The organism is Pseudomonas sp. Pseusp49, from assembly GCF_059491875.1.
In genome coordinates this window covers 353,408-377,453 of the sequence record NZ_CP168514.1, presented here as the reverse complement: position 1 = coordinate 377,453, position 24,046 = coordinate 353,408, and the positions used below count along the sequence as shown (strand labels likewise).

The window sequence follows — 24,046 nt, the reverse complement described above, 5'->3', positions numbered from 1 at the left end:
GCAGCTCCTACAGATGCTCCGTAAAGTATCTTTTTTGCCTGAAGTTCTTGTTTAAACACCTTCCTACATTTGTGGCTGATATCGCCCACAACTTGAATCCATTTCTGCCAGGTATTTATTCAGGCCAAATAATTAGTCTTGGCTGAATACCTATTAGATCCGAAACAAGCAACTTCCTGATTAACTGGCAGCGAATGGACTCAAACATGCTCAAACCCACTGTCGGCCCGATTATTGGCCATACAACAACTGATCACGCGCGTATTTTCGTGCGCGGCGAAGCGCAAAACAATGCCCCCGTATTTGCCGGCATTCGTTATCGGCAGTCCGGGCAAGAACAATGGCTTGACCGTGTCTTTGCAAGGCTGACAAACCTGTATGACATGTCCGATGTCATCGTTCTCAAAAACCTGGCAGCCGATACCGAGTACGAATACCAGGCCGGCTGGTTCAGCACCCGGAGTGCCGAACACACCGCGGATTCGCTGCGGGAACTGCCGCTGCAATGGCCGCAAGAGCTCTATCGCTTGCGCACCCGGTCCGGCGCGGCCAGTACCCCACGAGCCTATTTTGTCGGTTCATGCCGTTACCTGCGGATGACCGCCGGCATCCCGTCGGCACCCCAACAGGGTGACCGGATATTTGCCTCGATGGCTCAACTGGCAAGGCAAGCCAAGCCACCGGTCAGCGCCATGCTGATGACGGGCGACCAGATCTATGTCGACGACTTGAATTTTTTTGCACCTGATCGCGAATATCAGCAAATACTCGCAAAGTACCGTGCCGCTTTCTCCCAGCCGCATATTTCCAGGTTAATGGCCAACATATCGACTTACATGATCCTCGACGATCATGAAATTGAAGATAACTGGCCGAACAAGAAAAAATCGACCGATGAGGCGCTATACAAAAACGCCATCACTGCATATGAGTTATATCAAGCCAGCCACAGCCCGGTATTTGAACTACTTGACGATGGCCGGATCGGCCGGATTCCGAATCACTACTGGTATCAGTTCGCCGATGGCGATATCGAATGGTTCGTCACCGACAGTCGCACCCGGCGCAACTTGTCCGCCGAGGATCGACGCATGCTTGATGTCGAACAGGAACATGCCTTGTGCCGATGGCTGATCCACAGCCCTGCCCGGGTCAAGCTGGTGGTTACCAGCGTGATGTTCTTTCCCGACGCCAAACAGGATGGGAATGACGCCTGGGCCGGTTTCCCCGGGCAACGGCTGCGGTTGCTGGAGACCATTCGTTCGCACCGACTGAAGAATGTCATTTTCGTGTCCGGTGACGTCCACGCCTCCTTGACCAGTCGACTGACCCACAGCGAAGACCCGGACTTCGAAGTGCACACCATTGTGTCGTCACCTTTGTGCAATACCAAACTGCTGCCCTATGCCAGTCAATCCAGCTTTATCCTCGACCGGCCGCTGGCACGGAACGCTGCTGGCGAATATCGCCAGGAATTGACCGGCAAAGTCATCAGTCAGGATAACTTCGCGCACCTGGTCATCGATGCACAACGCATTCAGGTGAATTACCACGATCGGGACGGCAAGTGGCTGCAATCGACAGGCATTAATTTGCGTTGATGGCAAAAAATCACAGCCTTCGAGACGCCCCCTCAAGGCTGCGATCTGATCAATAGCCATACTTTTTCCGGAAACTGCAGAAATCTTCGAGCCTGCCGACATATTCTTATAGCACTTAGCCTTCATCTCTCTTGTCAGTCGGTGTCGCAATGATGCAACCTTGCCGCAGGCAACAGTAAAGAGGGCGTGAGCCCAGCGCGTTCAGCATATTCGAAGCGAGTTTCCCTCCATGAAAAGCCAACCCGATGCCGCCAGCCGTATGGTGGCCGAGGTAGTGACGCAGTTGCCTGTGCCCTCGCGGCTCGGCATGCTGCGTTTCGAACGGCTTAATGAACCCAGCTGGGCGCTCCTGTTTCTCGACCCCAATTGCGAACGCCAGTTCGGCCTGCCCGCCGTGGAGCTGTGTGCACTGGTAGGTTCGCCCTACGCCAGCCTGATGGAGCCGGAAGCGCGCTATCAACTTCATGACGCGGTCCAGCACCAGCTGACTCAAAGCACGCACTACCTGATCCGCTACACCCTGCATACGGCCTCCGGCTCCCTGAATCTGCTGGAATTGGGCGAAGCCTACAAACAACACAATCGCCACCTGTTGCGCGGCTACCTGTTGGTCATTGACGGCCTGTTCGAGGATGACCCGCTGCAACCGGCCCTGGATCTGGAAACCCAGAACTCGCGCCTGCAAATCGCCCTGGAGCTCAATCAGCGCGCCCAACAGGAGCAACTGCTGCATCTGGACCGGGTGCGTGCCCAGCAGGACCTGATCCTGCTGCTTACCCGTCAGCGCTACAGCAGCAACAACTCCTTGCGCGAAGCCGCCGAGTTGATCACCCGCAGCGCCTGCGACATTTACCAAATCGACTGCGCCAGCCTGTGGAGCCTCGAAGGTTCGATGCTGGTGCCGATCTCGGCCTATCACCGCACGAATCAGGAATACCTGCTGCCGCAGCCGATCGACGTCAGCGTGTTCCCCGACTACCTCGACGCCCTGCACACAGGCCGTGCCATCGACGCCCATAACGCCATGCACGACCCGCGCACCCGGGAGATGGCCGAAAGCCTGCGCCCGCGCGACGTCAACGCGATGCTCGACGCCAGCATCCGTGTCGATGGCCAGGTGGTTGGCGTTTTGTGCCTGGAACAAATCGGTGCGACCCGTGCCTGGCAGTCCGATGAAATCGCCTTCGCCGGAGAACTGGCCGACCAGTTCGCCCAGGTCATCAGCAACCACAACCGGCGCACCGCAACCAGCGCCCTGCACCTGTTCCAGCGTGCGGTCGAGCAAAGTGCCAACGCCTTTCTGCTGGTCAACTGCGATGGCGTGGTGGAGTACGTCAACCCGAGTTTCACCGCCATCACCCAGTACTCCACCGAAGAAGTGCACGGTCAGCGCCTGTCGGAATTGCCGGCCCTGGAGAACCTCAGCGAACTGCTGTTCGACGCGCCTTCGGCACTGGCCAAGAGCAACAGTTGGCAGGGCGAATTCAAGAGCCGCCGGAAAAACCTCGAACCCTACTGGGGCCAGTTGTCGATCTCCAAGGTGTACGGCGACAACCGCGAGCTGACCCACTACATCGGCATCTACGAAGACATCACCCAGACCAAGCTCGCTCAGCAGCGCATCGAGCGCCTGGCCTACACCGACAACCTGACCAATCTCGGCAACCGCCCGGCGTTCATCCGCAACCTCGATGAACGCTTCGCCCGCGACAGCGACGCGCCGATCAGCCTGTTGCTGGTGGACATCGACAACTTCAAGCGGATCAACGACAGCCTCGGCCACCAGACTGGCGACAAATTGCTGATCAGTCTGGCCCGACGCCTGCGCAACAGCCTGATCCCGAGCGGCAGCCTGGCGCGATTCGCCAGTAACGAATTCGCCGTGTTGCTGGACAACAGTGACCTCACGACGGGTCAGCAAGTGGCCAATCAGTTGCTGGCGACCCTCGACAAACCGATGTTCGTCGACAACCAGTTGATCAGTGTCACGGGGTCCGTGGGCCTGGCGTGCGCGCCACTGCACGGGCGCGACCCGCAAACCCTGATGCGCAACGCCGGGCTGGCGCTGCACAAGGCCAAGGCCAATGGCAAACATCAGGTGCAAGTGTTCACCGAAGCATTGAACGCCGAGGCCAGCTACAAGCTGTTCGTCGAAAACAACCTGCGCCGGGCCCTGACCCAGAACGAACTCGACGTGTTCTACCAGCCCAAGCTGTGCCTGCGCAGTGGTCGCTTGCTGGGCATGGAAGCACTGCTGCGCTGGGATCATCCGGAAAAGGGCATGATCCGCCCGGATCAGTTCATCAGCGTCGCCGAAGAAACCGGGCTGATCATCCCGATCGGTAAATGGATCGCCCGCCAGGCTTGCCGCATGAGCAAAGCGCTGACCGCCGCCGGCCTGGGCAACCTGCAAGTGGCGATCAACCTGTCGCCCAAGCAATTCTCCGACCCGGACCTGGTGGCCTCCATCGCCACCATCCTCAAGGAAGAAGCCCTGCCCGCGCATTTGCTGGAGCTGGAGCTGACCGAAGGCCTGCTGCTGGAGGCCACCGAAGACACCCACTTGCAACTCGACCAGCTCAAGCGCCTGGGCCTGACCCTGGCCATGGACGACTTCGGCACCGGTTACTCGTCGCTCAGTTACTTGAAAAAATTCCCCATCGACATCATCAAGATCGATCGAAGCTTCATCCACGAAATCCCTGACAACCAGGACGACATGGAAATCACCTCCGCGGTGATCGCCATGGCCCACAACCTGAAACTCAAGGTCGTGGCTGAAGGCATCGAAACCGCCGATCAGCTGTCGTTCCTGCGCCGTCACCGCTGCGACGTCGGCCAGGGCTACCTGTTCGACCGTCCGATCCCGGGCAATGAGTTGATCGAAAAGCTCAAACGCTACCCGCGTGGCCCAATCGCCTGACCCTGTGGGAGCGGGCTTGCTCGCGAAAGCGGTAGATCAGGCAACATTGATGTCGACTGTCCCAACGTCTTCGCGAGCAAGCCCGCTCCCACCTTGATAGTGCTTAACCGGCAGTATTTGGGCACACTGACGGTCTGCTTATTTACAACCCATCCTGACTGAGAGGACTGATCATGGTTCTGCGCTCGGAAATTCTGGTGAACAAAAACGTGCTCCCTACTAAAGAACAAGCTCTGCCCGGTCGCGAAACCGCAATGACCCTGCCTGAAAAGCACTTTGTGTTTAAAGACACCCCCTTGCTTGGCCCGTTCTTCGAAGACGTCGACTTCGCGATCTTCGGCCTCGGCTGCTTCTGGGGAGCGGAACGCCGCTTCTGGCAGCGCGACGGCGTGGTCAGCACGGTTGTGGGTTACGCTGGCGGCTTCACGCCGAACCCGACCTACGAAGAAGTCTGCTCGGGCCTCACCGGCCACGCCGAAGTGGTACTGGTGGTGTATGACAAGGCCAAGGTCAGCTACCAGGAACTGCTGGCGATGTTCTGGGAACTGCACAACCCGACTCAGGGCATGCGTCAGGGCAACGACATCGGCACCCAGTACCGCTCGGTGATCTACGCCACCTCGCCTGAACAACTGGACGCAGCGCTCAAGAGTAAAGAAGCGTACCAGGCTGAGCTGTCCAAGGCCGGCCTCGGTGAAATCAGCACCGAAATCGACCAGGCCCCGACCGTCTACTTTGCAGAGACGTATCACCAGCAGTACCTGGCCAAGAATCCGGAAGGCTACTGCGGGATCGGCGGTACAGGCGTGACTTGCCCGATCTGACACAGATCACTCGTAGGAGCCGGCTTGCCGGCGATAGCGGCAGTGGGTCCAGCGGTGACCTCTAGGCCGCCATCGCCGGCAAGCCGGCTCCTACAGGCCGAGCATTACTCGGCAATCAACCAATCCATCCGCCACCCACCCTGGGTCTGCCCAAGCTTCTCGGACAACCACGGCAGCAGCTCACGCAACTCCTCCTCCAGCCCCCACGGCGGATTGGCAATCGCCAGCCCGGAGCCGTTCAGGCTGTTCGGCGTATCCAGCGGATGCACCAGCAACTCCACCCGCAACAACTTCGGCGCACCGGTACCGGCCAGGTCCTGGTAGAAACGACGCAGCGCGCGCTGATCCTTCACCGGGTACCAGATCGCCGCCACAGTCTGGCGCATCCGGCCAATCGCTTCCTTGAGCGACGCGGCACAACGCTGCATCTCGTCGAGCTTCTCGAACGGCGGATCGATCAACATCACCGCACGCTTCTCCGGCACCGGCAACAAGGCCCGCGACACATGCCAGCCTTCGCCCAGGTGCACCTTGACCCGACGATCACCGGCCATGTTGTCCTTGAGTAAAACGCCATCTTCCGGGTGCTTCTCGTTGAGCAACACGCGGTCCTGCGGGCGGGTCAAACGTCGCGCCAACTCTGGCGACCCCGGGTAATAGCGCAACTGGCCATCCGGGTTCATCTCGTGCAGCACCTGCATGTAATCGGCGGTCAGGATCGGCAGATCCGGCTGATCCCACAAACGCGCAATGCCTTCCAGGTACTCGCCGGTACGGTTGGCCTGATCACCCTGAAGGTCATACAGACCGATGCCGGCGTGAGTGTCGAGATAGGCAAACGGCTGCTCCTTGCGCGACATCAGGGCGATGAGGCGGGTCAAGGTCAGGTGTTTGAACACATCGGCGTGATTGCCGGCATGGAAGGCGTGACGATAATTCATGGTTGCTCCTGCGAAGGCCGGGAAGTTTACCTTTTACCGGCCGGCAAGTCAGGGGTTGGCGACTGAGCGGACACTTCAAGCATTCATAGCGGCAACAAGCACGCACCATCACTCGACAAATTCACAAACGCCTCACAACAGGAAGACTCCCGAACCTGCAAACCGGTGTGATAGCGTTCTTTGTCGAAAAAGGCAAAGGACGCACAAATGACCATTCGCTACGCAAAGATTGCAATGACCCTGGCGCTCGCCGCATTCGCCTTCATGACCGTGTTCAACAACATCACCGACTACGGTTCCAACTTCAACTTCGTCCGGCATGTGCTGAGCATGGATACCACCTTCCCTGACAACGCCGCCCGGTATCGCGCAATTGATCTGCCTTGGGTGTGGCATGGGGCTTACTGGCTGATCATCCTTGGCGAAGCCATTACCTGTGGACTTCTTGGTTACGGCGCACTACAGCTCTGGCGCTCACGATCAGCCGGTGGGCATGAGTTCAGACAGGCCAGGAAGTGGGCCGTAGCGGGTTTGACGACCGGGTTTTTCGTGTGGTTTTTCGGCTTCATGGTTGTTGGAGGTGAGTGGTTTCTGATGTGGCAATCCGATATTTGGAATGGTCAGGACGCAGCCTTCAGGTTCTACATGGCAATACTGGGCGTGCTGATCTTTCTGAATCAGCCTGATGCCGATCTTGACTGATCCCCAATAAAAAACGGCCCGCACCAAAAGCTGCGAGCCGCTCTTTTAACAGGGATGGGAAGCGCTCCCCCCATCACTCATCACTTGTTCAGACGATAATCATTCTCTGCAGCCGCAAAACGCTGGAACATGCCGGCAGTCGGCGTGCCCATTTTGCTGACGATGTAGATCGCCAGGCTGGCGAAGATGAAGCCCGGGATGATTTCGTACAGGCCCAGCAGTTCGAAGTGTTTCCAGACGATCACAGTGATCGCGCCGACCAGGATGCCGGCCAGTGCGCCGTTGCGGGTCATGTCTTTCCAGATCACGGAGATCAGTACAACCGGACCGAATGCGGCACCGAAACCGGCCCAGGCGTAGCTCACCAGGCCCAGTACACGGTTTTCCGGGTTGGCTGCCAGTGCGATAGCAATCAGGGCGACCAACAGGACCATGGCACGACCGACCCAGACCAGTTCCAGCTGCGAAGCGGATTTACGCAGGAAGGTCTTGTAGAAGTCTTCGGTCAGGGCGCTCGAGCACACCAGCAACTGGCAGCTCAGGGTGCTCATCACCGCAGCCAGAATGGCCGACAGCAGGACACCGGCGATCCATGGGTTGAAAAGGATCTTGGCCAGCTCGATGAACACACGTTCGTGGTTCTCGGAGACCGCGCCAGCCACGTCCGGGTGCGCCGAGAAGTAGGCAATACCGAAGAAGCCCACAGCCACGGTGCCGCCCAGGCACAGGATCATCCAGGTCATGGAGATGCGTCGGGCCTTGGCAATCGATTTCACCGAATCAGCCGCCATGAAACGCGCGAGGATGTGCGGCTGACCGAAGTAGCCCAGACCCCAGCCCATCAGCGAGATGATGCCGATGAAAGTGGTGCCCTTGAGCATGTCGAAGTTACTTGGATCTTGCGCTTCGATGGCCAGGAAGGTGGTGTCGACACCACCGGTGGCCAGCAGCACGATGACCGGCGTCAGGATCAACGCGAAGATCATCAGGGTGGCCTGTACGGTATCGGTCCAGCTTACGGCCAGGAATCCGCCGATAAAGGTGTAGGCAATCGTCGCCGCAGCACCGGCCCACAGCGCCGTCTCGTAGGACATGCCGAAGGTGCTTTCGAACAGACGGGCACCGGCCACGATGCCGGAAGCGCAGTAGATGGTGAAGAACACCAGGATCACGACCGCAGAGATGATCCGCAGCAGGCCGCTCTTGTCTTCGAAACGGCTGGCGAAGTAGTCCGGCAGGGTCAGTGCATCACCGTTGTGCTCGGTCTGTACACGCAGACGGCCGGCGACGAACAGCCAGTTCAGGTAGGCGCCGACGATCAGGCCGATGGCGATCCAGCTTTCGGAAAGACCGGACATGTAGATTGCACCGGGCAAGCCCATCAACAACCAGCCGCTCATGTCGGAGGCACCGGCAGACAGTGCAGTCACGACGCTGCCCAGGCTGCGACCGCCCAGGATGTAGTCGGAAAGGTTGTTGGTGGAGCGATAGGCCATCAAGCCGATCAGCACCATTGCTGCGATGTAGATCACGAACGTGATCAGGGTTGGATTGCTTACGCTCATTAAGTTACGCCCTGGCTTTGTTTTTATGTAGCGGCGGCTGGTGAACCGCTCGCAAACGCATACGTTTGACAGACGATCCGGATTCCCGCGCATTTATGACTGATGTTTCCCCAGGAAAGCCATCAGCCGGAGCACCCGGATTTTTCCGGGTTGCACCTTGGGCGCGAATGCTATTCAACAAAGCAAATAAGGTGCAACCTGTTTCGCGAGAATAAGTTGCACCTAGTCGGAAATAAATAGTAAACACCGGTTTTTGCTCCTTTTCGGAGCAAGAAACAGAGCCAACCGCGTGAAAAAGCACCAAGCAGATACGGCACACCCGTACCAGAATTTATTTCCTGACGAGCTGCTTAATATTCCGACAAAAAAAGGGTTGCACCCGGTTGCACCTCAACAGTCGCACGGCTAATCTTGCCGCCAGCTGATGCCACGCAGTCGTGGCAAACATGAGGATAAAAACATGGCTACCACCACCCTTGGGGTCAAACTTGACGACCCGACCCGCGAACGCCTCAAGGCCGCCGCGACCTCGATTGATCGCACGCCGCACTGGTTGATCAAGCAGGCAATCTTCAATTACCTGGAAAAACTCGAGGGTGGTGCAACCCTGACCGAGCTGAGCGGTTTGACCAAGGACTCCGACGACAGCGTCGACGCGCCTCTGGATCACGCCCACCAGTGCTTCCTCGAATTCGCCGAAAGCATCCTGCCGCAGTCGGTACTGCGCGCCTCGATCACCGCCGCCTACCGCCGCCCTGAGCCGGAAGTCGTGCCGATGCTGATCGAGCAGGCTCGCCTGCCGGCACCGATGGCCGAAGCCACCAACAAGCTTGCCGCCTCGATTGCTGAAAAACTGCGCAATCAGAAGAGCGCTGGCGGCCGTGCCGGCATCGTTCAGGGCCTGCTGCAGGAATTCTCCCTGTCGTCCCAGGAAGGCGTGGCGCTGATGTGCCTGGCCGAAGCGCTGCTGCGCATCCCGGACAAAGGCACCCGTGACGCCCTGATCCGCGACAAGATCAGCACCGGCAACTGGCAGCCGCACTTGGGCAACAGCCCGTCGCTGTTCGTCAACGCTGCCACCTGGGGCCTGCTGCTGACCGGCAAGCTGGTGTCGACCCACAACGAAGCCGGCCTGACTTCGTCCCTGAGCCGCATCATCGGCAAGAGCGGCGAGCCGATGATCCGCAAGGGCGTCGACATGGCCATGCGCCTGATGGGCGAGCAGTTCGTGACCGGCGAAACCATCGCCGAAGCCCTGGCCAACGCCAGCAAGTTCGAAGCCAAGGGCTTCCGCTATTCCTACGACATGCTGGGTGAAGCCGCACTCACCGAGCACGACGCACAGAAGTACCTGGCCTCGTACGAACAAGCCATCCACTCGATCGGCAAGGCGTCCCACGGTCGCGGGATTTATGAAGGCCCGGGCATTTCCATCAAGCTGTCCGCCCTGCACCCGCGCTACAGCCGCGCTCAGTACGAGCGTGTGATGGATGAGCTGTACCCGCGCCTGCTGTCGCTGACCCTGTTGGCCAAGCAATACGACATCGGCCTGAACATCGACGCCGAAGAAGCCGACCGCCTGGAGCTCTCGCTGGATCTGCTCGAGCGCCTGTGCTTCGAGCCGCAACTGACCGGCTGGAACGGCATCGGTTTCGTGATCCAGGCTTATCAGAAGCGTTGCCCGTACGTGATCGACTACGTGATCGACCTGGCTCGTCGCAGCCGTCATCGCCTGATGATCCGTTTGGTAAAAGGCGCGTACTGGGACAGCGAAATCAAGCGCGCCCAGGTCGAAGGCCTGGAAGGCTACCCGGTCTATACCCGCAAGGTGTACACCGACGTGTCCTACATCGCTTGCGCGCGCAAGCTGCTGTCGGTGCCGGAAGTCATCTACCCGCAGTTCGCCACGCACAACGCCCACACCCTGTCGGCCATTTATCACATCGCCGGTCAGAACTATTACCCGGGCCAGTACGAGTTCCAATGCCTGCACGGCATGGGTGAACCGCTGTACGAACAGGTTGTAGGTAAAGTCTCCGAAGGCAAGCTGAACCGTCCGTGCCGCGTGTACGCACCGGTCGGTACCCACGAAACCCTGCTGGCTTACCTGGTGCGTCGCCTGCTGGAAAACGGCGCGAACACCTCGTTCGTGAACCGTATCGCCGACCAATCGATTTCGATCCAGGAACTGGTAGCCGATCCGGTAGCCAGCATCGAGCAGATGGCGACCGTGGAAGGTGGTTTCGGCCTGCCGCACCCGCGCATTCCGCTGCCGCGTGACCTGTATGGCGCCGAGCGCGCCAACTCCAGCGGCATCGACATGGCCAACGAACATCGTTTGGCGTCGCTGTCCTGCGCACTTCTCGCTACCGCGCACAACCACTGGAAAGCCGCACCGATACTCGGCTGCGCGTCCAGCAACGAAGCCCCGGCTCCCGTGCTGAACCCGTCCGATCTGCGTGACGTGGTCGGCCATGTACAGGAAGCGACCGTCGAAGACGTCGACAACGCGATCCAGTGCGCCCTCAACGCTGCGCCGATCTGGCAGGCCACGCCGCCCGCCGAACGCGCCGCGATCCTGGAACGTGCCGCCGACCTGATGGAAGCCGAGATCCAGCCGCTGATGGGCCTGCTGGCCCGCGAAGCCGGCAAGACCTTTGCCAACGCCATCGCTGAAGTGCGTGAAGCCGTGGACTTCCTGCGTTACTACGCGGTGCAGGCACGCAACGACTTCACCAACGACGCTCACCGCCCACTGGGCCCAGTCGTGTGCATCAGCCCGTGGAACTTCCCGCTGGCGATCTTCAGTGGCCAGGTGGCTGCTGCATTGGCCGCCGGTAACCCGGTACTGGCCAAACCTGCGGAACAGACACCGCTGGTCGCCGCTCAAGCCGTGCGCCTGCTGCTCGAAGCCGGCATTCCCGAGGGCGTACTGCAATTGCTGCCGGGTCGCGGTGAAACCGTCGGTGCCGGTCTGGTCGGCGACGATCGCGTCAAAGGCGTGATGTTCACCGGTTCCACCGAAGTCGCGCGCTTGCTGCAACGCAACATCGCCGGCCGCCTGGACAGCCAGGGCCGTCCGATCCCGCTGATCGCCGAAACCGGTGGCCAGAACGCGATGATCGTCGACTCTTCGGCACTGACCGAACAAGTGGTGATCGACGTGGTTTCGTCGGCATTCGACAGTGCCGGCCAGCGTTGCTCGGCCCTGCGCGTCCTGTGCCTGCAGGAAGATTCCGCTGATCGCGTCATCGAAATGCTCAAGGGCGCGATGGCTGAAAGCCGTCTCGGCAACCCTGAGCGTTTGTCCGTGGACATCGGCCCGGTGATCGACGCCGAAGCCAAGGCTGGCATCGAGAAGCACATCCAGGCCATGCGCGACAAAGGTCGCAGCGTGTACCAGGTGGCCATCGCCGACGCCGAAGAAGTCAAACGCGGCACCTTCGTGATGCCGACCCTGATCGAACTGGAAAGCTTCGACGAACTGCAGCGGGAGATCTTCGGCCCGGTGCTGCACGTGGTTCGCTACAAGCGCAAGGACATCGATCAACTGATCGGCCAGATCAACGCTTCCGGCTACGGCCTGACCCTGGGCGTGCACACCCGCATCGACGAAACCATCGCCAAGGTGATCGACAACGTCAATGCCGGTAACGTCTACGTCAACCGCAACATCGTCGGTGCCGTGGTCGGCGTGCAGCCATTCGGCGGCGAAGGCCTGTCGGGTACCGGCCCGAAAGCCGGTGGCCCGCTGTACCTGTACCGCCTGCTGTCGACCCGCCCTGCGGATGCGATCGAACAATCCTTCGCTCGTGGCGATGCCGCCGCAGCACCGGACGTTCGTCTGCGCGACGCCATGAGCAAGCCGCTGACCGCTCTGAAAGCCTGGGCCGACAGTAACAAGTTTGCCGACCTGAGCACCCTGTGCGTGCAGTTCGCCGCACAATCGCAAAGCGGGATCACCCGCGTTCTGGCCGGCCCGACCGGCGAGCGCAACAGCTACGCGATCCTGCCACGGGAACACGTGCTGTGCCTGGCGGAAGTCGAAGGCGACCTGCTGACTCAACTGGCGGCGGTACTGGCTGTCGGCGGTTCGGCAGTGTGGCCGGAAGGTGAATTGACCAAGGCGCTGTTCGCACGCCTGCCGAAGGAGATTCAGGCGCGCATCAAGCTGGTTTCCGACTGGAACAAGGACGAAGTGGTGTTTGACGCGGTTGTGCATCACGGCCACTCCGACCAGTTGCGTGCGGTTTGCCAGCAGGTTGCCAAGCGTGCCGGTGCGATTGTCGGGGTTCAGGGCCTGTCGCAGGGCGAGACCAACATTGCGCTGGAGCGTTTGGTGATCGAGCGTGCGTTGAGCGTCAACACGGCGGCGGCGGGTGGTAATGCCAGCTTGATGACGATTGGCTAAGCCGTAACAGGACCGGGCAGCTGCGGCTGCCCGAGCTTTAAAGCAAGATCAAAAGATCGCAGCCTTCGGCAGCTCCTACATTTGGAATGCGTTTTCCTGTAGGAGCTGCCGAAGGCTGCGATCTTTTGCTTCTCCATCACCAAGATCAATCATCCTGTTCAGCCTCTATTCCCAACCTTAGACTCGGCCCATCCCAATAAAAGGTAGGCCGCCATGTCCGAGACGCTGCTCAGTTCCCGCAATCTGGCTTTCGAGCTGTATGAAGTCCTCGATGCCGAGGGCCTGACCCAGCGTGAGCGTTTCGCCGAGCACAATCGCGAAACCTTCGATGCGGCCATTGGCACCGCCCGCAGTATCGCCGAGAAGTTCTTCGCCCCGCACAACCGCAAGGGCGACGAGAACGAGCCGCGCTACGAAAACGGTCAGGCGATTCTGATTCCGGAAGTGAAACCGGCGGTGGATGCTTTCCTCGAAGCCGGCTTCCTCAACGCCGCGCGCAGTTTCGACGCCGGCGGCATGCAACTTCCTACGCTGCTGTCCCAGGCCTGCTTTTCGCACTTCCAGTCGGCCAACGCCGCCTCGACCTCTTATCCGTTCCTGACCATGGGCGCGGCCAACCTGATCGAAAGCTTCGGTACCGAGGAGCAGAAGCGCCGCTTCCTGCAACCGATGATCGACGGCCGCTTCTTCGGCACCATGGCCCTGACCGAACCCCACGCGGGCTCGTCGCTGTCAGATATTCGTACCCGCGCCGAGCCTGCGTCCGACGGCACTTATCGCCTCAAGGGCAACAAGATCTTCATCTCCGGCGGCGATCATCCGCTGTCGGAAAACATCGTGCACATGGTGCTGGCCAAGCTGCCGGACGCACCGGCCGGTGTGAAAGGCATTTCGCTGTTCATCGTGCCCAAGTTCCTGGTCAACGACGACGGCAGCCTCGGCCGGCGCAACGACGTGCTGCTGGCCGGGCTGTTCCACAAGATGGGCTGGCGTGGCACCACCTCCACCGCGCTGAACTTCGGCGATAACGGCGATTGTGTCGGCTATCTGGTGGGCAAGCCGCACCAGGGCTTGAGCTACATGTTCCAGATGATGAACGAGGCGCGGATCGGCGTCGGCATGGGCGCGGTGATGCTCGGCTACGCCGGCTACCTGTATTCGCTGGAATACGCCCGTGAACGTCCGCAAGGCCGCGTGCCGGACAGCAAGGACCCGAATACCGCGCCGGTGGCGATCATTCAGCACGCCGACGTCAAACGCATGCTGCTGACACAAAAGGCCTACGTTGAAGGCTCGTTCGACCTCGGCCTGTACGCGGCGCGACTGTTCGACGACACCACGACGCTGGAGACCGAAGCCGAGCGCAAGCAGGCCCACGAACTGCTGGACCTGCTGACGCCGATCGTCAAATCCTGGCCGTCGGAGTTCTGCCTGAAGGCCAACGAACTGGCGATCCAGATCCTCGGTGGCCACGGTTATACCCGTGAATACCCGGTGGAGCAGTACTATCGCGACAACCGCCTGAACCCGATCCACGAAGGCACCCACGGCATTCAATCGCTGGACCTTTTGGGCCGCAAACTGGCGCAGAACGGTGGCGCGGGGCTCAAGCAACTGATCCGCCTGATCGCCGACACCGCCGAACGTGCCCAGGCGTTCGAGTCGCTGACGCCGCTGCGCGAGCCGCTGGAGAAACTGGTGGCGCGCCTGCAAACCGTGACAATCGGCCTGCTGACCGACCTGGCCCAGGGCAAGGTCAACAGCAGCCTGGCGAACTCGGCGCTGTACCTGAAGGTGTTCGGGCACACCGTCATTGGCTGGCGCTGGCTGGAACAGGCCATTCGTGCCGAGGAAGGTCTGGCCAAGGGCAATGCAGCGGATGTGAGCTTCTATAAAGGCAAGTTGCAGGCAGCCCGCTACTTCCTGACATGGGAAGTGCCGGGGTGCCACCATGAGCTGGCGATTCTTGAGGCGCGGGACGATGCGTGCCTAGGCATGCAGGATGAGTGGTTTTGATCCCCGACGGCGGGTGAGCGGGTCATTGACCTCCTATTAAAATTTTTCCCACACCTGTCATCTTTGACAGGTGTGGAAAACAATGATGCAAGATAAGGTGTTTTCGCCTGACATGTAGTTTGCCCGGCAAGTAGGACTCGAGGTCCACCTCTTACATCCGAACGAGCGAATCACCATGCGCAAACACACTTTCGAAGAGCGATCCATAAAGCTTTCCGGGCTTGTCACACAAGATTACTGCATCCTAGCCTCTGTCTCATCCACACCTTTACGACGTGGCACTGTCTGGACGAATATAGATTCAACACTGTCCACTGTTCTCAGCAAAAACCATCACCGTCTTACTGATGAAAAAACACGGATCATCATCACGACATCGAACAACATAGAATTAAGTGTAGAAACCACTTCTACGACAATGTTTGAGGTCACGTCGGTAGACGATCATTACCTGAGCACCCACCGTGTCACTTTCAAAGACTTCACGCGTATCGGCCCCGATCAATGGAATGCAACAGTTTATGGCACGCCATTAAGGGGCAAGAAGTCAAAAACACTTATAGATCCTTATGTAATGCTAACCGACTCTCAGTTTTACAAGTCGGCCAGAGTCAACGATGTTGTAAAGGATCAAGGCAACGTACGTATCAGCGAAAAAAGATACAGAAAAGTTAGCAACAACCTTTACCTTAACGAAATTATAACTCCCACAGATACTTACACTAATCCTGTAGCGTTCACACAAGACGACATGTTCAGAACGCTAGCGGCGGATGACATCTATATTGATGAGCAATTTGTAGAATGGATAGTTAAGGAAAAACAGGTTTTTTATTTGCAAACCACCGGTGGAGTTCACTTCTATGGGCGGGAAATATTGCTGATAAAGGTATAGTTCTTCACCTTGCAGACGCGCCCTTATCGGCGCGTCTTATTATTAAAACTATCAGCTCAACCGAAACCCACCCATCTGCCGCGCCAGGTCATCCGCCAACCGCTGCAACGTCTGGCAATCCTCACGGCAAGCCCTGACCTCCCCCGCCGTCGCCCGCGCCAGATCGGAAATGCCCTGCACGTTGCGATTGATTTCCTCGGTGACTGCCGACTGCTCTTCCGTCGCCGTCGCCACCTGATGGTTCATGTCGCTGATGCGCTCCACTTGCCCGGTAATCGCGGTCAACGAGGTGCCGGTACGCTGGCTCGATTCGACACCCGTGCCCGTCGCAGCTTGCCCGGAATGCATCGACGACACCGCGTTCTCCGCACCTTGCTTGAGGCTGCCGATCATCTGCTGGATTTCATCGGTGGACGATTGCGTACGCCGCGCCAGGGTGCGCACTTCATCGGCCACCACGGCGAACCCACGCCCCATGTCGCCAGCGCGCGCCGCTTCGATAGCCGCGTTGAGCGCCAGCAGGTTGGTCTGCTCGGAAATCCCGCGAATCACCGCCAGCACCTGATCGATGGATGCCACTTGATGAGCCAGCTCGGCCACCGCCGTGGCCGCTACACCGATTTCCCGGGACATGCTTTCAATGTGGCGGATAGAACCACCCACCACTTCCCGCGCCTGCAGCGCTTCATCACGGGCGGTTTGTGAGGCGAACGCCGCGTTGCCGGCATTCTGCGCAATGTCCTGCACGGTCAGGCCCATTTCGTGAACAGCGGTGGCGACCATGTCGGTCATTTCCTGCTGACGACCAGAGCGTTCGGCGGTGTTGTCCACCACCCGCGCCACCTGGCCGACAGCGGTGCGCAGGCGCTCGCTGGTGGTCAGTACTTCACCGATCATGTCGCGCTGGCTATCCAGGAAGCGATTGAAGCCACGCGCCAGATCACCCAGCTCATCGGCGCGGCTGGCATCCAGCCGCTGGGTCAAATCTCCACCACCGCTACCGATGGCCACCAGCGCCGCTGTTACCTGGCGAATCGGCCGCACCAGCCCACGGGCCAGCAACACCACCAGCAACAGGCACACAATCGCCACCGCCAGGCCAATGCCGCTGCTCATCCACATGGCGCGGCGGGCTTCAGCGTAGATCTGCGATTGCGGCACTTCGGCCACCAGGCTCCAGCCGAGATCGCGCAGCGGCAAGCTCAAGGCGAGGAAGTCTTCGCCGTCGCGCTGGAAGTCGCTGCTGGTGGCGGCTTTTTGACTCATCAGCGTTTGCGCTGCCGTAGCGCCGATCTGCTCGGTCAAGGTGCGTTTGCCGCTGAATTGCGCCTCGGGATGGACCTGGATCAAACCGTCGGAACGCACGAGATAGACCTTGCCGCGCTCCCCGAAGCTGAAATTGTGGATCAGCTCCGACAGCTCTTTCATGCTCAGGCCAAGCCCCGCAACGCCCACGACTTTACCGGCCTGTTCGACCTTGAGATCGATGAACAGCGCCAATTCTCCGGTGGCTGTGTCGTTATCGATATTGAGGGTGCGCGGCTGATTGCTGTCGAGGAACGCGTAGAACCAGGCATCTTTCGGATTGGATCGGCTGAGGGTGCGGTCCAGGCCTTTTTCGGTGAAGTAGTGGTTGGTCGCGGTGCCGACAATCAGCGCGGTAAAGGCTTTGTGCTCGGCGCGAATGCCTTCGAGATAGGTAGTAAACGTGCCGGCCTGGGCACTGTCTTCACCCCCGGCCAACCAGTCGCGCACCATACTGTTGCTGGCGATGTCCTTGGCGGCGGTGAGGGGTTGGACAAGGATCCGCTCGATGTCGTTGCGCATCGCTTCGATGCTCGACGGCAAGGCTTGCTCGACCAGATAGCTCTGGGCGAGACGATTGACCACGAGGGTATAAATGCCAACCACGATCAGGATACTGACCAGAAGGGCGGTGCCCATGCTCAGGATCAACTGCCATTGAATACTGCGTCGCCAGAACTGCATGGAGCACCCCCAAAGAATAAGAGGCTGAAACACTGCAACAGCCGTGCCGATTGTATACAAACCAACCGACAATCTATTCTTTGGTTGTGCGCAAAGCCGATCAGGCCTGATTGATCGTCTTGGAGATCACTTCAACCGTGGCGCTGACTTGCTCTTGGTAACGGTCGAGTTCGAGCTTGTGCTGTTTCTGCATTTCAATCTGCTGGGAGCACAGATTCATCGCCGCCAGCACCAGCAGTCGGTCACCGATCAGCGTCGGGTACTTCCTCTTGGTTTCGGCCAGGGCTGCCTTCAACATCATCGCGGCGTCCAGCAGGGTTTGTTCTTCCCCGGCCGGTGCCTTGATCGAATAGTCCTCCCCCAGGATCGAGACGACTTTTACCCCTGCGGCGTTGTAACTCATGCGCTGACAGGGCCTGCGCTGACGCGCTCAACCAGGGCCTGGATGCGAGCCGCCGTGGCGCCTTGTTTCTCTTCCTGCTCCATCAGGCTCAGTTGCAGGCTTTCGTTTTCATCCTTGGCCTGGGCCAGTTCTGCAGTCAGGGTCTGGTTGGTGCCGAGCAGCGTCTGGTTCTGCTGCACCAGGTCGCTGACCAGTTGTTCCAATTGGCTTAGGGATGCTTCCAACATTTTGATATTCCGGGCTTTTTCAAAGGGCGCGTACGATAAAGAAAAGTCACTGTGGATGCCAGGGTTATACAGGCGCAAAGCCTTGATTTTGCTGACGGGCGACCTTCCTCGCGAGTTTTAAAGACTGCGGCAGGCCGATCTGGTTCCTGCACTTCGTCGCCGAGTCGTTTGCTCTGATGCCGAAAAGATCGCAGCCTGCGGCAGCTCCTACATGTAACGCGGGTCTGTGTAGGAGCTGCCGCAGGCTGCGATCTTTTGCTCTGCAAAAGCTTTTTGACAGCATCACATTTCAACAGGTTAGAATCGCTGGCACGCAGACTGCATGGTCAGTTTGTGCCCGCCTTTCAGCTTTCTGGAGTACTGCCTTTGAATGCGACGACCATCAACAGCCTGTTCTTGATCGGCGCGTTGCTGGTAGGTGCGAGCATTCTGGTGAGTTCCCTTTCGTCCCGCCTCGGCATCCCGATTCTGGTGATCATCCTGGCCGTCGGCATGGCGGCCGGCGTCGATGGCGGCGGCATTATCTTCGACAACTACCCCACGGCTTACCTGGTCGGCAACCTCGCACTGGCGGTGATCCTGCTCGACGGCGGCTTGCGCACCCGGGTCTCGAGCTTCCGCGTGGCGTTATGGCCGGCGCTCTCATTGGCCACGGTCGGGGTGCTGATTACCACCGGCCTGACCGGCATGGCGGCCGCCTGGCTGTTCGACCTGAACCTGATCCAGGGCCTGCTGATCGGCGCCATCGTCGGCTCCACCGACGCCGCGGCGGTGTTCTCGCTATTGGGTGGCAAAGGCCTGAACGAACGGGTAACCGCCAGCCTGGAAATCGAATCCGGCAGCAACGACCCGATGGCGGTGTTCCTCACCGTCACCCTGATCGACATGCTCGCCAGCGGCCAGACCGGCCTGCACTGGAGCCTGCTGACCCATCTGCTGCGCGAATTCGGCATCGGTGGCGTCATTGGCCTGGGCGGTGGCTGGCTCATGCTGCAACTGGTCAACCGCATCAACCTGGCCACCGGCCTGTATCCGATCCTGGTCATTGCCGGTGGCCTGGTGGTGTTTGCCCTGACCAACGCCCTGCACGGCAGCGGCTTCCTTGCCGTGTACCTGTGCGGCCTGGTGATCGGCAACCGTCCGGTGCGCAGCCGCCACGGCATTTTGCACATGCTCGACGGCATGGCCTGGCTGGCGCAGATCGGCATGTTCCTGGTGCTGGGGCTGTTGGTGACACCTCACGACCTGCTGCCTATTGCCTTGCCGGCGCTGGCACTGGCGCTGTGGATGATTCTGTTTGCCCGGCCACTGTCGGTGGTGGTCGGCCTGCTGCCGTTCAAGGCATTCCATGGTCGTGAGAAAGCGTTCATTTCCTGGGTCGGCTTGCGCGGCGCGGTCCCGATCATTCTCGCGGTGTTCCCGCTGATGGCCGGCCTGCCCAACGCCCAGCTGTATTTCAATCTCGCCTTCTTTATCGTGCTGGTGTCGCTGCTGGTTCAGGGCACGAGCCTGCCTTGGGTCGCCAAGCTGCTGAAGGTGACGGTACCTCCGGAGCCTGCACCCATCTCGCGCTCGGCCCTGGAGGTGCATGTCACCAGCGAGTGGGAGCTGTTCGTTTATCGCCTCGGCGCGGAAAAATGGTGCATCGGTTCGCCCCTGCGCGAGCTGAAAATGCCCGAAGGCACCCGTATTGCCGCCCTGTTTCGTGGTCAACAATTGCTCCATCCGTCGGGTAGTACGGTGCTGGAAGTCGATGATTTGCTGTGTGTTATCGGCCACGAACACAACCTGCCGGCCCTCGGAAAACTCTTCAGCCAGGCGCCACAACGGGGCCTCGACCTGCGCTTCTTCGGCGACTTCGTACTCGAAGGAGACGCCCAGCTGGCCGCGGTTGCGGCCCTGTATGGCCTTAAGTTCGAAGGCATCGATCCGGACATGTCCCTGGGCCGCTTCATTGCCCAGAAAGTCGGCGGCGCGCCGGTGGTGGGTGACCAGGTGGAATGGAACAACACCATCTGGACCGTGGCGGTCATGGACGGGAACAAGATCGGCAAAGTGGGCGTCAGATTCCCCGAAGGAAGTCGCCCGGGTCCCGGACTCTTCCTCTAAACTGCTTCCACTCTCACTTGCTTGACCGGTCTTTATGCCTAACCTGCGCTCCTTTTTCGCCATTGCCCTTCTGGGCTTGAGTCTCTCTGTCGGCCCCCTTGGTTTTTCACAAGCGGCGCAAGCGGCCGAACCGCCCTCCAGCGAAGCCGTGCAAGCGAGCCTGGACAAGATCGCCGACCGCAAACTGCCGGAAGCCGATCAGAAGGCCCTGCAAACCGTCCTGCAAAACACGTTGACCCAACTCAACAACAAGCGTGATTACGAGCAGAAGCTGGCCGAACTCAAGCAAACGTTGAGTTCGGCACCCAAGCAGACGGTGGAAAACCAGCGTGAACTGACCCGCCTCAAGGCCAGCGCCGTGGTGCCGGTGGCGCAGCGCTTCGCCAAGGAAACGATCCAGCAGCTGGAGCAAATGCTCACTGAGCGCTCCACCCAGCAAAGCGACCTGCAAAAAGCCCTGGGCGATGCCAACAGCCTGATCATCACTGCCCAGACCCGCCCCGAGCGCGCCCAGGCGGAGATATCCAGCAGCCAGACACGCATTCAGCAGATCAACAATATCCTCAAGAACGGCAAGGACGCCGGCAAGACCCTGAGCGCCGAGCAGCGCGACCAGCTCAATGCCGAACTGGCGGCACTGAACGCCCTGATCCCGCTGCGCCGCCAGGAACTGGCCGGCAATACCCAATTGCAAGACCTCGGCAACAGCCAGCATGACCTGTTGTCGGAGCGATCCGACCGCCTGGACAAGGAAATCCAGGACCTGCAAACCCTGATCAATCAGAAGCGTCTGGCGTTGTCCCAGGAGACGGTCACCCAGCAATCCATCGAAGCGCAAAAGGCTGGCGGCAGCAGCCTGCTGGCCACCGAAAGCGCGGCCAACCTGAAGCTCTCGGACTACCTGCTCAAAAGCACCGACCGCCTCAACGAAGTCACCCAGCAGAATCTGCAGACCAAGCAACAGCTGGATAGCCTGACCCAGAGCGATGCGGCGCTGGACGAGCAAATCAACGTGCTCAAAGGCAGCCTGCTGCTCTCGAAGATTCTCTACAAACAGAAACAGGCCTTGCCGCGCCTGCGGCTCGACCGCAACCTGGCAGACCAGATCGCTGACATTCGCCTGTATCAGTTCGAAGTCAGCCAGCAACGGGAACTGCTGAGCAACCCGACCACCTACGTTGAAAACCTGCTGTCGACCCAGCCCCCCGAGCAAGTCACGCCGCAGTTGCGCAAAAGCCTGATGGAACTGGCCACCACCCGCGCCGACCTGCTGGAGCGGCTCAATCGCGAACTGAGTGCGGTGCTCAATGAATCCATCACCCTGCAACTGAACCAGAAGCAACTGCTCAGCACCGCGCAAAGCCTGCGGGCGACGCTCGATGAACAGATGTTCTGGATTCCCAGCAACAAGCCGCTGGACCTGGAGTGGATTCACAGCGTGCCGGACCGCCTCCAGCGGCAACTCGATTCGCTGCCGGTACTGTCAAGCCTGAGCGAATTGACCGATGGCCTGACCCAGCGCCCGCTGCTGTTCCTGCCATTGGCGCTGCTGATCGGTGCGCTGCTGTGGCGGCGCAAGAGTCTGTACGCACGACTGAACAAGGTTCACCAGGACATCGGTCACTTCAAGCGCGATAGCCAGTGGCACACCCCGCAGGCGATTCTGATCAACGTCCTGCTGGCGATGCCGGTTTCCCTGGGCCTCGCCTTGTGCGGGCTGGCCCTGCAAATCGACGCCCGTGGGCAGAACGCCAACATGGGCGCGGCGCTGCTGCAAATGGCCGGGGCCTGGCTGGTGTTCTACACCGCCTACCGGATCCTCGCGCCGGGTGGCGTGGCAGAACTGCATTTCCGCTGGGAAAAGCCCCAGGTGGAGTTCCTGCGCAGATGGATCCGCCGCCTCGGCATCGTGGTCATGGCCCTGGTGACCGTAGTGGCCGTTGCCGAACTGCAACCGGCGGCACTGGCCGATGACGTGCTCGGCATGCCGGTGGTGCTGATCTGCTACGCCTTGATGACCTTGCTGCTCAGCCGCTTGCTCATCAGCAGCCCGACCCACGAGAACGCCTCGCTGTTCCGCAAACTGGTGGGGATCCTGTTCACCGCCCTGCCCGTCGCGCTGTTCGTGGCGGTGTGCTTCGGCTACTACTACACCGCACTGAAGCTCAGCGACCGCTTGATCAACACCCTGTACCTGCTGATGTTCTGGCTGGTGATCGAAGCCACCTTCGTGCGCGGCCTCAGCGTGGCGGCCCGGCGTCTAGCCTACCAGCGCGCCCTGGCCAAGCGCCTGGCCGCCAAAGAGGCCGGCGACGGCGAAGCGGTGATCGAAGAACCGACCATGGACATCGAGAAGGTCAACGAACAGTCCCTGCGCCTGATCCGCCTGGCGCTGCTCGGCGGCTTCATGGCGGCGCTGTACTGGGTCTGGGCCGACCTGATCACCGTGTTCTCGTACCTGGACAACATCACCCTCTACGAATACACCAGCGGCACCGGCGCCAACATGAGCATGGTGCCGATCAGCATCGGCGACATGCTCGGTGCGCTGATCATCATCGGCATCACCTTCGCCCTGGCGCGCAACTTGCCCGGCCTGCTGGAAGTCTTCGTGCTGTCCAAGCTCAACCTGGCCCAGGGCAGCGCCTACGCGACCACCACGCTGCTCTCGTACGTGATCGCCGGCGTCGGCTTCGTCTCGACCCTGTCGACCCTGGGCGTGAGCTGGGACAAGTTGCAATGGCTGGTGGCGGCGCTGTCGGTCGGCCTCGGTTTCGGCATGCAGGAAATCTTCGCCAACTTCATTTCCGGCATCATGATCCTGTTCGAACGTCCGGTGCGGATCGGTGACACCATCACCATCGGCAACCTGTCGGGTACGGTGAGCAAGATCCGCATCCGTGCCACGACCATCACCGACTTCGACCGCAAGGACATCATCGTCCCGAACAAGACGTTCATTACCGGGCAACTGATCAACTGGTCGCTGACCGACACCATCACCCGGGTGACCCTCAAGCTCGGCGTCGACTACGGCTCGGACCTGGACCTGGTGAAAGAACTGCTGCTCAAGGCTGCACGGGACAACCCGCGCGTCCTGAAAGACCCGGAGCCGCATGTGTACTTCCTGAATTTCGGCGAAAGCACCCTCGACCACGAGTTGCGCATGCACGTGCGCGACCTCGGCGACCGCAACCCGGTGCTCGACGAGGTCAACCGCTTCATCAACCGCGAGTTCAAGAAGCAGCACATCAACATCTCGTTCCGGCAGATGGAGGTCTACCTCAAGAACCTGCACGGCCAGGAATACAAGATGGTGCCGATCGAGCCGGAAGCGAAAACCATCGTGCCGATCGTCGACGGCAAGCCGGCGCAAGAACCGCCCGCCGCCAAACTCGACTAACCGGCCTTTCCCCAGCAGAATGCTCGGACATTCTGCT

General features: G+C 59.9%; 14 protein-coding genes and 1 pseudogene. 9 read left to right on the top strand and 6 right to left on the bottom strand.

The features are described from left to right. The first annotated feature begins 206 nt into the window (after positions 1–206). The 3 genes from ACEN83_RS01575 (at position 207) to msrA (ending at position 5,348) form a co-directional block, all read left to right on the top strand. A complete protein-coding gene (locus tag ACEN83_RS01575; protein WP_495579320.1) occupies positions 207–1,601 on the top strand; it encodes an alkaline phosphatase D family protein in 1,395 nt (464 codons plus the stop codon). Between the two features lie 229 nt (positions 1,602–1,830). Next, positions 1,831–4,524 (top strand): putative bifunctional diguanylate cyclase/phosphodiesterase, encoded by a 2,694-nt coding sequence (locus ACEN83_RS01570; protein WP_495579319.1) that lies wholly within the window; start codon positions 1,831–1,833, stop codon positions 4,522–4,524. Between the two features lie 173 nt (positions 4,525–4,697). Continuing rightward, on the top strand, positions 4,698–5,348 hold the full coding sequence (msrA, locus tag ACEN83_RS01565) for a peptide-methionine (S)-S-oxide reductase MsrA (RefSeq protein WP_007971822.1): 651 nt from the start codon (positions 4,698–4,700) through the stop codon (positions 5,346–5,348). A gap of 104 nt (positions 5,349–5,452) precedes the next feature. On the opposite strand, the gene ACEN83_RS01560 is transcribed toward msrA, so the two are convergent. Beyond that, positions 5,453–6,289, bottom strand: coding sequence for a 23S rRNA (adenine(2030)-N(6))-methyltransferase RlmJ (locus tag ACEN83_RS01560; RefSeq protein WP_007971823.1), 837 nt, complete (start codon positions 6,287–6,289; stop codon positions 5,453–5,455). Between the two features lie 207 nt (positions 6,290–6,496). Between ACEN83_RS01560 and ACEN83_RS01555 the strand changes: the two genes are divergently transcribed. Then, positions 6,497–6,991, top strand: a complete 495-nt coding sequence (locus tag ACEN83_RS01555) for a DUF2165 family protein (RefSeq protein ID WP_095943224.1) — start codon at positions 6,497–6,499, stop codon at positions 6,989–6,991. A gap of 80 nt (positions 6,992–7,071) precedes the next feature. Here ACEN83_RS01555 and putP read toward each other — a convergent pair whose 3' ends face one another. Beyond that, complete coding sequence (putP, locus tag ACEN83_RS01550) at positions 7,072–8,556, bottom strand: sodium/proline symporter PutP (protein ID WP_116580746.1); 1,485 nt, start codon at positions 8,554–8,556, stop codon at positions 7,072–7,074. Positions 8,557–9,016: 460 nt separating this feature from the next. Here putP and putA point away from each other — a divergent pair, with 460 nt between their 5' ends. The 3 genes from putA to ACEN83_RS01535 all read left to right on the top strand — a co-directional run bounded on the left by putA (position 9,017) and on the right by ACEN83_RS01535 (position 15,878). Beyond that, positions 9,017–12,967: a trifunctional transcriptional regulator/proline dehydrogenase/L-glutamate gamma-semialdehyde dehydrogenase gene (gene putA / locus ACEN83_RS01545; RefSeq protein ID WP_495579318.1), complete on the top strand. Its 3,951-nt coding sequence runs from the start codon at positions 9,017–9,019 to the stop codon at positions 12,965–12,967. Positions 12,968–13,180: 213 nt separating this feature from the next. Next, complete coding sequence (locus ACEN83_RS01540) at positions 13,181–14,983, top strand: acyl-CoA dehydrogenase (protein WP_495579317.1); 1,803 nt, start codon at positions 13,181–13,183, stop codon at positions 14,981–14,983. Positions 14,984–15,158: 175 nt separating this feature from the next. After that, positions 15,159–15,878 (top strand): hypothetical protein, encoded by a 720-nt coding sequence (locus tag ACEN83_RS01535; protein WP_495579316.1) that lies wholly within the window; start codon positions 15,159–15,161, stop codon positions 15,876–15,878. Positions 15,879–15,929: 51 nt separating this feature from the next. Here the strand turns inward: ACEN83_RS01535 and ACEN83_RS01530 are convergent, their stop codons facing one another. The 4 genes and pseudogenes from ACEN83_RS01530 to ACEN83_RS01515 all read right to left on the bottom strand — a co-directional run bounded on the left by ACEN83_RS01530 (position 15,930) and on the right by ACEN83_RS01515 (position 18,497). Next, complete coding sequence (locus tag ACEN83_RS01530; protein WP_495580837.1) at positions 15,930–16,661, bottom strand: methyl-accepting chemotaxis protein; 732 nt, start codon at positions 16,659–16,661, stop codon at positions 15,930–15,932. 132 nt (positions 16,662–16,793) lie between these two features. Next, positions 16,794–17,822, bottom strand: a pseudogene (locus ACEN83_RS01525) (HAMP domain-containing protein); the annotation flags it as partial. A 145-nt stretch (positions 17,823–17,967) separates the two neighbouring features. After that, positions 17,968–18,270, bottom strand: coding sequence for a cell division protein ZapA (locus tag ACEN83_RS01520; protein ID WP_007981180.1), 303 nt, complete (start codon positions 18,268–18,270; stop codon positions 17,968–17,970). After that, a complete protein-coding gene (locus tag ACEN83_RS01515) occupies positions 18,267–18,497 on the bottom strand; it encodes a hypothetical protein (protein WP_007971835.1) in 231 nt (76 codons plus the stop codon). Before ACEN83_RS01515 ends, ACEN83_RS01520 begins: the two co-directional genes overlap by 4 nt. Positions 18,498–18,863: 366 nt before the next feature. Between ACEN83_RS01515 and ACEN83_RS01510 the strand changes: the two genes are divergently transcribed. Together ACEN83_RS01510 and mscK are read left to right on the top strand one after the other, a co-directional pair. Next, complete coding sequence (locus ACEN83_RS01510; protein ID WP_116580750.1) at positions 18,864–20,606, top strand: potassium/proton antiporter; 1,743 nt, start codon at positions 18,864–18,866, stop codon at positions 20,604–20,606. A 34-nt stretch (positions 20,607–20,640) separates the two neighbouring features. Further along, positions 20,641–24,009, top strand: coding sequence for a mechanosensitive channel MscK (mscK, locus tag ACEN83_RS01505; RefSeq protein WP_495579315.1), 3,369 nt, complete (start codon positions 20,641–20,643; stop codon positions 24,007–24,009). Positions 24,010–24,046 lie beyond the last annotated feature (37 nt).